Source organism: Sorangiineae bacterium MSr11954, from assembly GCA_037157815.1.
GTDB classification, from domain to species: domain Bacteria; phylum Myxococcota_A; class Polyangia; order Polyangiales; family Polyangiaceae; genus Pendulispora; species Pendulispora albinea.
Map to the genome: position 1 here is coordinate 9,917,855 of CP089984.1, position 13,707 is coordinate 9,931,561.

The 13,707-nt window shown below is 69.9% G+C and carries 5 protein-coding genes; 3 read left to right on the forward strand and 2 right to left on the reverse strand.

What is annotated here, in order from left to right; all coding sequences use genetic code 11:
* Positions 1 to 7: 7 nt before the first annotated feature.
* Genes LZC94_38725 through LZC94_38735 form a run of 3 tightly spaced genes read left to right on the forward strand, consistent with a single transcriptional unit; the run spans position 8 to position 7,478 of the window.
* Positions 8 to 6,148: an acyltransferase domain-containing protein gene (locus LZC94_38725; GenBank protein ID WXB13758.1), complete on the forward strand. Its 6,141-nt coding sequence runs from the start codon at positions 8 to 10 to the stop codon at positions 6,146 to 6,148.
* A 23-nt stretch (positions 6,149 to 6,171) separates the two neighbouring features.
* Positions 6,172 to 6,801, forward strand: a complete 630-nt coding sequence (locus LZC94_38730) for an iron-containing redox enzyme family protein (protein ID WXB13759.1) — start codon at positions 6,172 to 6,174, stop codon at positions 6,799 to 6,801.
* Complete coding sequence (locus LZC94_38735) at positions 6,798 to 7,478, forward strand: GNAT family N-acetyltransferase (GenBank protein WXB13760.1); 681 nt, start codon at positions 6,798 to 6,800, stop codon at positions 7,476 to 7,478. Before LZC94_38730 ends, LZC94_38735 begins: the two co-directional genes overlap by 4 nt.
* Before the next feature lie 115 nt (positions 7,479 to 7,593).
* Here the strand turns inward: LZC94_38735 and carB are convergent, their stop codons facing one another.
* Positions 7,594 to 10,932 carry a carbamoyl-phosphate synthase large subunit gene (gene carB / locus LZC94_38740; protein ID WXB13761.1) on the reverse strand — a complete coding sequence of 1,113 codons (3,339 nt, stop codon included), beginning with the start codon at positions 10,930 to 10,932 and terminating at the stop codon, positions 7,594 to 7,596.
* A gap of 20 nt (positions 10,933 to 10,952) precedes the next feature.
* Positions 10,953 to 13,691 (reverse strand): protein kinase, encoded by a 2,739-nt coding sequence (locus tag LZC94_38745; GenBank protein WXB13762.1) that lies wholly within the window; start codon positions 13,689 to 13,691, stop codon positions 10,953 to 10,955.
* Positions 13,692 to 13,707: the final 16 nt, after the last annotated feature.

Below are 13,707 nucleotides of genomic sequence, written 5' to 3' on the forward strand. Positions count from 1 at the left end.
ATATCGAATGAGCAACATCACGTTCGAGGGTGCGCGAAGCGCGCCAATCGCCATCGTTGGAATCGGGTGCCGATTGCCCGGCGGCATCGTGGACCCCACGTCCTTTCTACGTTTCCTTGCATCGCGCGGCGACGGCATCGTGCCGGTGCCCGCGGACCGCTGGAGCCTCGACCGCTACTGGGATCCCGATCCCAACGTGCCCGGCCGCACCTACGCATCGCGCGGAGGTTTTTTGCGGCAGAACGTCTTTGCGTTCGAGCCCGAGCCCTTTGGAATCTCGCCGCGCGAGGCGGCCTCGCTCGATCCGCAGCAGGCGCTGCTCCTCGAAACGGCGTGGGAGGCGCTGGAGGACGCGGGAATTCCCCTCGAGCGCATCACGGGCAGCGCGACGGGCGTTTATATCGGCTCCTTTGGAGTCGACAATCATCCGCACCGCTTGTGGGGCGCCGGGCGGCGCGGCATCGATCTGCACGTCAGCACCGCGGTCACCCCCACGATGTTGTCCGCGCGCTTGGCCTACACCTTCGATCTGCGCGGCCCTACGCTCACGCTCGACACAGCGTGCTCGTCGTCCTTGGTGGCCATTCACCTCGCTTGCCGCGCGCTCCGCGATGGCGATTGCGACGCGGCGCTGGCCGGCGGCGTGAACGTGATGGTCCTGCCCAGCATGATGATCGCCCTCGCCAAGAGCCGCTTTGCCGCGACCGACGGCCGCTCGAAATCCTTCGATGCCACGGGCGATGGCTATGGCCGCGGCGAGGGCGCGGCGGTGGTGGTCCTCAAGCGGCTGCACACCGCGCTGGCCGACGGCGATCGCATTTATGGGGTGGTGCTGGGTTCGGCCATCAATCAAGACGGGCGCACCGAGGGCATCACCGTACCGAGCGGCGCCGCGCAAGAAGAGCTGATTCGAAAGGCCTGCGCCGCCGCGGCCATTTCCCCCGCAGACGTGGGCTATGTCGAGGCCCATGGCACGGGCACCAAGGTGGGCGATCCCATCGAGGCGCGCGCGCTGGGCCGCGTTTATGGGCACGAAGGGCGCGCGGCGGCGCTCTGCTCGATCGGGTCGGTCAAGAGCAACATCGGGCACCTCGAGGCGGCGGCCGGGGTCGTCGGCATGGTGAAGGCGTGCCTGATGCAACGCGAAGGTCGGGTGCTGCCGCAGCTCGGCCCCAATGAGGTGAACCCCGACTTGGAGCTGGAGGCGAGCGGCTTGCGCATCGCGACCGACGAGCACGCATGGCCGGCGGATCGGCCCCTGGCCGCGGTCAACTCGTTCGGCTACGGCGGCACCAATGCTCACGTGATCCTTGCGCCTCCACCGGCCGATGCACGGCGAGCGCGACCAGAACATGGCGAACGCAGAGAAGAGGAGGTGCATGTGCGATCCTCGGGGTTGGCCGAGCAGACGCCGGTGCCGCTCTCCGCGTACTCCGAGGCGGCGCTCCGCGCGCGCGCCGGCGATCTGCACCGCTGGCTCGAGGAGCACGGGGACGGCGATTTGGGCGATCTGCTGCACACCCTCGCGCGCCGGCGATCGCATCTTCCAGCGCGCGCGTGCGTGCTCGCGGGATCGCGCGACGAGCTGCTCAGCGGGCTCGAAGCGCTGCGCGAGGGTCGCGCGGTGCCCGAGGTGGTTTTGGGCACCGCGGCGGGCGGTCCTGCCCCCAAGGTGGCGTGGGTGTTCACGGGCATGGGGCCCCAGCGGGCGGGTATGGCGCGCGAGCTCTTGGCCGAGGAGCCGGTCTTCCGGCGCGAGGTCGAGGCGTGCGATGCCTTGTTCCGCGAGCTCTCCGGCTGGTCGATCCTCGAGGCGCTGATCGACCCGGCGCAGGCGGAGCGGCTTCGTCGCAACGACGTGGCGCAAGTGGCCAACTTCGTGGTTCAAGCCGGGCTGACGGCGCTCTTGCGGAGCCTGGGCGCGGCGCCCGATGGGGTGATCGGGCACAGCGTGGGAGAGCTCGGCGCCGCGTACGCCGCCGGGATGCTGTCGCGGCGCGATGCGATCGTGCTGGTGCACCATCGCGCGCGGGCGTCGCAGTCGGCGGCGGGGCACGGCACCATGCTGGCGGCGGGCATCTCGGCCGAGGACGCGGCGGCGTTGATCGAGCCCGGCGACGACGCGTGCGTGGCGGCCATCAACGGCCCGCGCTCCGTGACCTTCGCGGGCGACCGGGCGGCGCTCGCGAAGATCGCGCGCGTGCTCGACGATTTGGGCGTCTTCCAGCGGTCGCTGTCCGTCGAGGTGGCCTACCACAGCGCGCACCTCGATCCGGTGCGCGAGGCGCTGTTGCAGTGCTGGAACGCCGTGCACCCCCAGCCGTCGCAGGTCGAGATCTATTCCACGGTCACGGGCGAGCGCGTCGGGGGCGAGCCGCACGGGGCCGCGTACTGGTGGCGCAACCTGCGGGAGCCGGTTCGATTCGCCCAGGCGGCGCGCGCGATGATCGCCGACGGCTACCGCGTTTTTCTGGAGGTGGGGCCGCACCCGGTGCTGGCCACGTATTTGCGCGAGCTCTTGGCGGAGGCAGACGCCCAGGGCCACACGTTGCACACCTTGGAGCGCGACATGCCGGAGCGGCTCTCGACCCGGCGCGCGATCGCGGCGCTTCATGGCACCGGGGCGCGCATCGATTGGTCCGCGATCGCGCATGAGGGGCACCCGATCGCGCTGCCCCCGTACCCGTGGCAGCGCGCGGTGCACTGGGCCGAGAGCGCGGCCATGCGCGCGGAGCGGCTGGGTTCGGACTACGCGCATCCCTTTTTGCAGACGCGCCTCGAGGCGCCCCACCCGACGTGGACGTCGTGGCTGGAGGGGTCCGCGGCGGCGTATCTGCAGGATCACCGCGTTCAAGGTGTGTCGATCGCGCCCGCGGCCTTCTATGTGGAGGCCGGCCTCGCGATGGCGCGCGCGCTCGAGCCCGAGGCCGCGGGGCTGGTGCTCGGGCGCCTGCGGTTTCACGAGCCGCTCTTGCTCGCGGGCGAGACGCAGGTGTCGGTGTGCGCGATGGATGGCGGGCGCTTCGAGGTGCACGGGCAGATCGGGGAGCGCGCCGCTTGGACGCGCCACGCCAGCGGAGAGTGGGCGACCACGCGCACATGGCCGGGCTACGAGGCCGAATCGCTCGACGCGGTGCGGGGGCGCCTCTCGGAACGGATCGAGATCGGCGCGGCCTACGATGCGATGGCGCGCCGGCAGCTCGACTACGGGCCTCGGTTTCGCAGCCTGCGCGATCTTCACCGAAACGCCGGCGAGGTGCTGGCGCGGCTCGAGCTGCCGGAGCTTCCGCCGCAAGCGCGCTTCGGCGCCATCCTCCTTCCGCCTTTGTTGGATGGCGTCTTTCAAAGCCTGGTGGAGTTCCTCGGGGGCGGCGCCATCGTGGTGCATGGCGTGGAGGAGCTATCGCTTCGCGTGCCGGGCGACGAGGGCGCATGGACGCGGCTCTGGTCGCACGCCACGATCGTCGCGCGCGACGAGCGCAGCTTGATCGCACGGGTCACGCTCTACGATGGCGATGGCGCCATCGTGGGTCGCCTGTCCGGCGTTCGATGCCAGATGGTCGATGCCGGCGCTTCGCGTGCGTCTCGCGCATCGTTTGCTGCGCCCGGTGCACCGGCGGCGCCGGAGAAGCGCTGGCTCTATGCGCAGCGGTGGGAGCTGCGGCCCTCCGGCGCAGACGAGCTGCCCGGCGGCAGTTGGGCGTTTTATGGCGGTTCGATGCTGGCGCGGCGCCTGGTCGAGCATTGGCGCCAGCGGGATCGCGACGCCTCGTCGCGCCCGGCGCCGGAGGGCGCAAACGCCTTGCCCGATCCGCGCGCAGCGCATCACGTCGTGGTCCTCGATACGCTCGAGGACATGTTCGGCACGCTCGCCGGCATCGGTGCGCTGGCGGGCCGTCTGGTCGCGGGCGGGTGGTCCGAGCTGACCGTGCTCACCACCGGCGCCGTGCAAGCCCGCGCGAACGACACCGTCTCCCCCGCGATGCACGCGTGCTGGGGCTATGCGCGGGCGCTCGAACGCGAGCTCGCCCCCTTGCGGCTGCGCCTCATCGACACGGCGCCCGGCGCCGATCCGGAGACGCTCGCCTCGGTGTTCAGCGCCGAGGGCGAAGACGAGGTCGCAATTCGCGGCACGAACCTCTATGTCGCCCGCCTCGAGCACCTGGACCTCGCATCCCTGCGCACCACGGTCGATCCCACGGCCGCGTGCGTGACCTGGTCGCCCGAACGAGGATGGACCGCACTCCCTCCTCCACGGCAAGAGGAGGGACCCGGCGAAGGGGGTGCACGAAAACGCCCTCCCCCCCGCAGCGTACGCATCCAGCGCTTCACGACATTTCCCATGGCCCACGTGACCGAATCGAGGTCGTCGATGCTCGCCATCTCGACCGCCCTCGATCCAACGACGAACGAACGTGGCGTCGTGGTAACGGATGGCCCACCCGCGACCGAGCTACGTCTCGCCCCCTCGGCGTTCTTCCGCACCGAAACGGCACCAAGCGCGAACCAGCTCGCAGCCGCCTTGGGCAGGTACGTCGCACACGCGCTGCTGCGCCTCCCGAACACGCCTGGCGCAGGCGTGGTCTGGGTCGCGCCGTCGCTACCATGGCTCGCGGCGTGGCTCGATCGCGCCGGCGTACCGCGCGTGCGCGACGTGACGTCGGACGACTCGCGCATCGCCGCCATCGCTCTGTCCACGCGCAGCGAGCTCGGACCCGAGGTGCTCCGGCGCGTCGCCGAGCAAGGCGTCGTGGGCGTCGTGTCGCCACCCGGCGAGAACGCCTCGTTGTGGGACGCGCTGCCAAATGGCTGGGCGCTGACCCGCCTCGACGTGCGCGAAAGCCTGGTGGACGCTCCGCACAAGCTCGCAGCGTGGCTCCCGGAGCCCGCGCACACGCGCACCGAAACGCCGTCGCTACCGCTGACCATGCTCGACCGCGCGACGACCTCCGAGCCGCAGACGTTCGACGTCTCCGCGCACCCGCACCTGGAGGCGCTCGACGCGCGCACCTTGCGTGTGACGGCAGACGACACATGGTGGATCACCGGAGGCACCCGCGGTTTAGGCCTGGTCATCGCCGAATGGCTGCTGGAGCAAGGCGCCAAACGCCTGATCCTGACGAGCCGCACCGGCCAAATCGACGACCTCGACCGCGCGCGCCTCGAAGCGCGCGCGGCACGAGCAACGGAAGCAGCACGAGCAACCCAAGCCGCAGGAGCCGCACCCGCTGCACCCCGCGAGGCGGCCGCCACCATCGAAATTGCCACCCTCGATATCGCCGACGGCAACGCCGTACACGCCTTCGTGTCCGCGTTGCAGAGGCGAAACCTCACGCCGACCGCCATCGTCCACGCCGCCGCCCGCTACGAGGACGCGCCCGTGGCGCACGTCGACCGAGACATGTTCGAGCGCGTCTTTCAGGCGAAGGCGCTGGGCGCTTGGCACCTTCACCAGGCCACGCGCGCGCTCCGCATCGACCATTTCATCCTCTGCTCCTCGGTGACGGCGCTCCTCGGCAACGCCCTTCAAACCGCCTACGCCGCCGCCAACGCGTACCTCGACGGGCTATCCGCCCTGCGGCAATCGCAAGGGCTCCCTGCGCGCAGCATCGCCTGGGGCGCGCTCCTCGACGCGGGCATCCTGGCCCGGGAAGAGGCCATCGCCCGCGACGTGGAGGCCTCCGGCCTGCGCCGGATGAAGGCCCGCGACGCGTGGGAGGTGCTCGCCGCCCTGCCCCCCAGCGCCCCCGCCCACGTGGCCATCTTCGACGGCGATTGGCCGAAGCTCTTTCGCGGGCTGCGCTTGCCGGCGCGGGCTCGTTGGGGCGCCCTCCAGCCCGCGGCCCGCGAAACGGCAGAAGGCGGGGTCGCCTCCATCTTGCGCGGCGTCGACCCCGGCCGGCACCTCGACGTGCTCGGCGCCGCCATCCGCGATCGCGCCGCCGCCGTGCTTCGAACGGCGGCCGATCGCATCGATCCGGACCGCCCGCTGCGCGACTATGGCTTCGACTCGCTGCTCGCCATCGAGCTGCGCATCGCGCTCGACGCACAGCTTGGCGCGGGCCTCACCACCATGGAAATCCTCACGGGCGCCAGCGCCCGCACCCTCGCGCGCGCCGTGTTGCGCGATCGCGCGCTCTCCCACTGACCCGCATCCAGCCCACGAGCATCATGACCCCCATCGAACCCTGGTACCTCGATCTGGCCGCCCCGCTGAACGCGGAGCTGCTCGCCTTTCCCATCCACCAACGCCGCGCCTACGGCGACTTCATGGCCCAAGCCTATTACTGGGTCTCCCACTCCACGCGCCTGCTCGCCCTGGCCGCCTCCCGGCTGGGTACCGGGAACGAGCCCCAGCACCGAAGGCTCCTCGAGCACGCGCGCGAGGAGAACGGCCATCACCTCTACGCCGAGCGCGATCTCCGCCACCTGGGTATGCGCGTCGAGGATTTTTCGGAGCTGGCCCCCACCGCCGCGCTCTATCAGACGCAATATTACCTGATCGAGCACGTCCACCCCACGGCGCTCTTCGGCTACATCATTTTGCTCGAGGGCGTCAGCGTACTATGCGGACGCGAAGGCCTGGAGCGCGCGAGCGCCGCCTTTGGCGAGCACGCCGTCTCCTTCCTCAAGATGCACTCGAACGCCGACGAGGATCACCTGCCCAAGGCCTTCGCCACCCTGGCCACCTTGCCCGCCGAGCTGCAAAGTCTGGTGCAAACCAATTGCAAAAACTCCGCCGAGCTGCTCCGCGCCACCTTGCGGGCCATCCTCGCGCGCTCCGCACAGGATCCATCGTGAACCTCGCCCTCGCCACGCAGGCGCCATCCTTCGTCACCCCCGAGGCGCTCACCATCCCCCGCACCGTCGGCACCTTCCACGTCCGCTGCGTGGTGGATCCGGCGGAACGAGACGCCCTCTTCCGCGTCCGCCACGACGTTTACCGCGTGGACATGGGCCTCGGCGCCGACTCCGACGACACCTTGCCGGTGGAGCAAGACAGCTACGATCTGCGCTCGGCGCACATCGCCTGCTTCCACGAATCCGGCCGGATCGCGGGCTATGTGCGCCTCATTTACGGCTCCCCGGACCTCCCGACCCTGCTCCTCTACGATCTCCGCCGCCGCTACCGCGAACCCTCCGCCGAGGTGTCCCGCCTCATCGTCGCGCCGGAGTTCCGGCGCAGCGAGCTCGTATCGCGGCTCGTGCGCGTCATGCTCTTCCACCATGTCCAGCAGCACGCCCTGGCCAACGGCATCGTCCATCTCTTCTCGTTCGGGCGACCGGCCGTGTTCACCTTGCTGCGGGAGCGCGCGACCTTCGAGCGCATCGAGGGCGCACGGCCCGTCAACCTGCACCTCTTCGGCAAGATGTACCGCGACTTCTTCGCCGCCGGTCCCGTGGTGCCCATGCGGGTGACCTTGGGAGCCTCGGCGGGCGGCCCTTATCCGACCGAATCGGCTCCCACGCCGAGCTGACGTTTGACGGCATCGATATCGCCCAGCACCTCGCGGATGCGCGCGCAGCAATGAGCCAAAGGTCGCCCTCGCGGGCGACCATTTGGGCCATCGCGTGCGTCCCGGCGCGGCCGCTCTAGCTCGTCCACTCCTGCAGCGACTTCACGCTCTGGCGCACCCCGTGGCTCGCCTCGATGGCGTCGCACGCCGCGAGGGCGGCGGCGATGGTCGTGAAGTACGGGATGTTCATGAGCAACGTTTGCCGCCGGAGGGAGAAGCTATCGCGCACTTCTTGAGCGCCCATCGTCGTGTTGATGACGATGGCGACATTGCCGCTGCGGATGGCGTCGACCACGTGGGGCGTGCCCTCGACCACCTTGTTCACGACTTGCGCGGGGATGCGCGCGCGCGAAAGGGCGGCGGCGGTGCCGCGGGTGGCGGAGATTTCGAAGCCCATCGCGCGCAGGCGGCGGGCGATGATGCAGGCGACCGGCTTGTCCTCGTCGCGCACGCTGATGAAGGCGCGCTGCTGCCCGCGCGGCTCGTCCTTCAAGAGAACCGCTTGCCCCACGGCCAGCATGCTCTTGCAGAACGCGCGCGCGAAGGTGTCGGCGATGCCCATCACCTCGCCGGTGGAGCGCATCTCCGGGCCGAGGATGGTGTCGACCCCGGGGAACTTGGTGAACGGGAAGACGCTCTCCTTCACCGAGACGTGCCGCGGCACGATCGCGTCCTCGACGCCCAGCTCGTCCAGGGTCTTGCCGACCATGACGCTGGCCGCGATGCGCGCCAGCGGACGGCCCGTGGCCTTGGAGACGAAGGGGACCGTGCGGCTCGCGCGCGGGTTCACCTCGAGCACGTACACCTCGCCGCCCTTGACGGCGAACTGCACGTTCATCAGGCCCACCACCCCGAGCTCCAGCGCCAGCATGCGCGTTTGCTCCTCGATGGAGAGCACGATCTCGGGGCTCAGCGAGTGCGGCGGGAGCACCGACGACGAGTCGCCGGAGTGAACCCCCGCCTCCTCGATGTGCTGCATCACGCCGCCGATGACGGCGCGCTTTCCGTCGGCCACGCAGTCGACGTCGACCTCGATGGCGTCCTTGAGGAACTCGTCGATCAAGAGGGTGCGCGTGCCCGCGTCCCGCGCGGCCTCGACGGCGCGGTGAACGTAATTTTCGAGCTCGCCGTGGGTGTACGCGATGAGCATGGCGCGGCCGCCGAGCACGTAGCTGGGTCGCACCAGCACCGGGTAGCCGATTTGGTCCGCGATGCGCAGCGCGTCCTCCGCGCCCTCCGCGATGCCGCTGCGGGGGCGCTTGAGGGCCAGCTTGGTCAAGAGCTCGTCGAAGCGCGCGCGGTCTTCGGCGCGGTCGATGGCGTCGGCGCTGGTGCCCAAGAGGCGGATGCCGGCGCGCTCGAGCGGCACCGCGAGCTTGAGCGGCGTCTGGCCGCCGAACTGCACGATGACCCCCTCGGGCTTCTCCTCGTCGCAGATCGCGAGCACGTCTTCCAAGGTGAGCGGCTCGAAGTAGAGGCGGTCCGACGTGTCGTAGTCGGTCGACACGGTTTCGGGGTTGCAGTTGACCATCACCGCCTCGTACCCGAGCGAGCGCACCGCTTGGACCGCGTGCACGCAGCAGTAGTCGAACTCGATGCCCTGCCCGATGCGATTGGGCCCGCCGCCCAGGATCACGACCTTGCGCTTCTTGGCCGAATCCGCGCCCGACTCGCTCTCCGTGTCGTACGTCGAGTAGAGGTAGGGCGTGTGGGCGACGAACTCCGCGGAGCAGGTGTCCACCCGCGAGAACACGGGGGTGACCTTCTCGCGCCCGCGCGCGGCGCGCACCGCCTGCTCGTCGCCGCCGATCTGCGAGGCGATCTGCCGGTCGGAGAAGCCGAGGCGCTTGAAGTGGCGCAGGGACTCGGGCTCGAGCGCCGCCTTGCCCAGCCGGGCGATCTCGCGCTCGGTGTCGATGATGCGCCGCATCTGCGCGAGGAACCAAGGGTCGATCTTGGTGATCGTGAAGAGCTCCTCGTTGCTCATGCCGAGGCGCATGGCGTCGCCCACATAGAAGAGGCGCTCGGGGCTCGGGACGCCGACCAGGCGCCGCAGCGCCTCGAGCTGCTCGGACGAGTTGGACGGCGGGAGCGCGCTCGGCCGCACGTCGATCTCGGGGGCGTCCATGATGAGATCGCGCGTCTTTTTCGGCTCGGCCAGCGCGCGGTAATCGACCTTGCCGATGAGCGACGAGAGCCCGTCTTTGCCCGTCTCGAGCGAGCGACCCGCCTTCTGCAGGGCCTCCGGGAAGGTGCGGCCGATGCTCATCACCTCGCCCACGCTCTTCATCTGCGTGCCCAAGGTGGTGTCGGCGCCCGGGAACTTCTCGAAGGCGAAGCGCGGCCACTTCACCACCACGTAGTCGATGACCGGCTCGAACGCCGCGCTGGTGCGCGTGATGTCGTTCGTGAGCTCGTCCAGCCGATAGCCGACGGCCAGCTTGGCGGCGACCTTGGCGATGGGGTAGCCGGTGGCCTTGGAGGCGAGCGCGCTGGAGCGCGACACGCGCGGGTTCATCTCGATGACGAGCACGCGCCCGTCGTACGGGCTCACGGCGAACTGCACGTTCGAGCCGCCGGTCTCCACGCCGATTTCGGTCATCACGGCGCGGGCCGCGTCGCGCAGGCGTTGGTACTCGCGATCGGTCAGGGTCATGGCCGGGGCGACGGTGATCGAGTCGCCGGTGTGCACGCCCATCGGGTCGATGTTCTCGATCGAGCAGACCACGATGAAGTTGTCGGCCACGTCGCGGATGACTTCGAGCTCGTACTCCTTCCAACCGAGCACGCTCTCCTCAATGAGCACCTCGGCCGTGGGCGACTGCGCGAGCGCCCAGGCGACCTTTTCATCGAGCTCGCTCGGATCGTACGCGATGCCGCCGCCCGTACCGCCGAGGGTGAACGAGGGGCGCAAGATGGCGGGGAAGCCCGTGCGCGTGACGATGTCGCGCGCCTGCTCGACCGATTTCGCGACCTCGGCGCGCGGGCAGCTGAGGCCAATCTTCTCCATCGCCTCTTTGAAGAGCGAGCGATCTTCCGCTTTGGCGATCGACGCGGGCTTGGCGCCGAGCATCTCGACGCCGAGCTCGCGCAAAATCCCCTCTTCGTGAAGCTGGAGGGCGAGGTTCAAGGCGGTCTGGCCGCCGAGGGTTGGCAAGATGGCGTCCGGCTTTTCGCGGGCCAGAATGGCCGCGACCGTGCGCAACTCGAGGGGCTCGATGTAGGTGCGCGAGGCGAGCTCGGGATCGGTCATGATGGTCGCGGGGTTGGAGTTGACGAGGACGACCTCGTACCCCTCTTCCACGAGCGCTTTGGCCCCCTGCGTCCCCGAATAATCGAATTCGCAGGCTTGGCCGATCACGATCGGTCCCGCGCCCAGGAGCAGGATCTTCTTTATATCCGTCCGGCGGGGCATGTTCCCGCCGCTATACCAGATCAGCGGCGGGCGATGGAGGTGCGCGACGAATTACCATCCGGACCGAGCGGCACGCCGAAGCGGGCGTGCAGGCGTCTAGCCTCGACGGAATCCGGATGATTTTCCAGCACCTCCTCGAGCACGGCAAGCGCATCGGCCCGGTGTCCCGTACCATCCAGCACCGTCGCCAGAAAAATGCGGGGTTCCGCGGTCCCATCCCGCAAGGCCCACGCTTCCGCGGCCCTCCGGGCGTCGCGAAGGTCGCCCGCGCGCATGGCGGCCGTCGCCCACGCTTTTAGCGCGGACGCATCGCCCATGTGCGTTTTGGCGTACGCGCGCGCCTCCAAAAGGCGGCGATCGGGGGTGCGGTCCAGTGTTCGCCGCGAATCCGTCTCCGGAACGTCATCTTTCGCGGCGACCACCGCGGCGGCCGGAGGAACGGGGACCGGCGCGGTGGATGCTCGGGGATCGGACGCGGCCAGCGCCGCGGGTACCTTGGCGTTCGCGGGCAATGCGGCGCCCGGCGTGACCGACGCGCCCGACGCGCCCGACGCGCCCAACGAGATTGGAGCGACCTCTGCGTAGGGCGATGGGACCAAGCGGCTCTCGGTCAACGCGCGACCCCCGACGATGGCCACCGCGGCAAACGCAACGGCGGCGAGCGCGCGCGAGGCGATGCGCCGCACATTGCGGCGCGGGGCCGGCACCACCAGGCTCGCCTCGAGGGCCTCGCGCATGGCCGCGGCGTTGGCGAACCGATTGTCGGCCGATTTCGCCAGCGCCGTCATGATGACGTTCTCCAGCGCCTCCGGGATGCCGCGATGGGGCGCGCGCACGCGCGGCGGCTCGGGGACCTCGCGCAGCTGCTTGCCCATCACGAGCACGCTCGATCGACCTTCGAACGGCGCGCTCCCCGTCACCAGCTCGTAGAGCACGCACCCGAGCGCATACAGATCGCAGCGCCCGTCGATCGGATCGCCGGCCACCTGCTCGGGCGACATGTACTCGGGCGTTCCGAAGATGGCGAAGCCTTGGCTGCGCTTTTCATCGTGCGCGTCCACGTCGCTGAGGGCCATGGCCACGCCGAAGTCGAGCAATTTCAGCCGCGCCGCTTGCCGCTCGGTGCGGGGGCTCGCGTGCACGGGGGTGAGCCCCGTGCGCTCGGTGTTGGCCGTGGGCGTGTCGAGGAGAAACAGGTTCGCCGGCTTGAGATCGCGGTGCACCAAGTTGGCGGTGTGCGCGGCCTCGAGGGCGCGTGTCACCTCGATGGCGAGCTCCACGGCCTCGCGCCAGTCCATGCCGCGCATGCGTGAGAGACGGCGCTCCAAGGTCTCGCCCTCGAGCAGCTCCATCGCGAGGAACACGCGACCATCGAGCGCGCGCCCGAAATCGTAGAGCAAGCACAGGTTCGGGTGCGAGAGCGCGGCCACCGCGCGCGCCTCGCGGCGGGAGCGCTCGATCGCATCTTTGGACGACGCATGCTCGGCGGCCAGCACCTTGATGGCGAGCTTGCGCCCGAGCTCCACGTGCTCCGCCTCGAACACGGTGCCGCTCGACCCTTCGCCGATCTTGCGCACCAGGCGGTACGGCGTGCCGGGCAAGCTGGAGGCGTCGTCGTTCATGTGCGCGCGCACCTGCTCGGCGACCACGCCGGCGGCGGGCGTCGTCGTCTCCTTCTGCATCGAGCGCGCGCCCTTGAGCAGCTTCGCGAACTCCGCGCGCGAGCGGGCCGGCTCGCTGGGCCAGAGCACCTTCATGAGCGCTTGCACACGCGCCCGCACGCCGCGCTCACCGAGCTTCGCCGCGGGGGCCATGGAGAGGATCTTTCCGAGATCGTGGGCGGCGAAGCCCGCGGAGGCGTAGCGATCGTCGGGATCGTTGGCCGTCAGCTTGGCGATGACGTCGTCGAGCTCCGCGGGCGCGCCGATCTCCTCGGCGATCTTGGGGACGACCACTTTGTTCGCGGCGGCGTCCTCCAAGTGCTTCTGCGGGTCCTGCGTGAGAAAACGGCGCCCGGCGCAGAGCTCCCAGAGCATGATGCCGAGCGCATAAACGTCGATGCGCCCGTCGCCGACCTGCTGCCGCGCCACCTCCGGCGCCACGTACCCCGGCTTGGCGAAGACGACGCCCGCCACAGTGTGGCAGCGCCGGTTGTGACCGCGCGCGGTGCCGAAGTCGATCAGCTTCACCTCGCCGGCGTAGCCGATCATCACGTTCTGCGGGCTCAGATCGCGGTGCACGATGCCGAGCGGCGTTCCGTCGCTGCCGGCGCGCTCGTGCACGTGGGCGAGGGCGTGCGCCATTTCGATGGCCATCGCCAGCGCCTCCGGCCAGCCGATGCGCGCGCCGAGCTGGATGGCGCGCTGCCGCACATCGGCCAAGGACCGCCCCTCGACGTACTCCACCAACGTGTACGGCTCGCCCGATTCATCCGTCGACGCCTCGAGGACCTGCGCCACGCCCGGGTGATTGAGCTGCGACTGCACGCGCGCCTCGTCGAGGAAGCGCGCCAAGAACGATCCATCGTGGATGTGATCGCGCCGCACCGTCTTGACCACGCAAGGCCGCTCGGCCCCTTCGATCCCGGTGGTCGCGGCCAGGTAGACGTCGCCCATGCCGCCGCGGGCGAGCAACTTCATCAGGAGCAGGCGTCCGAAAACGCGCGGCACCGCCATCGCCCCATCCGAGGGAGCGGCCGCAGAAAATCCGCTCGAAACGGGGGCCTTCGAGGGACGCTCGACCATGGGTTGCTCGGCCATGAGCCGGACGGTACGG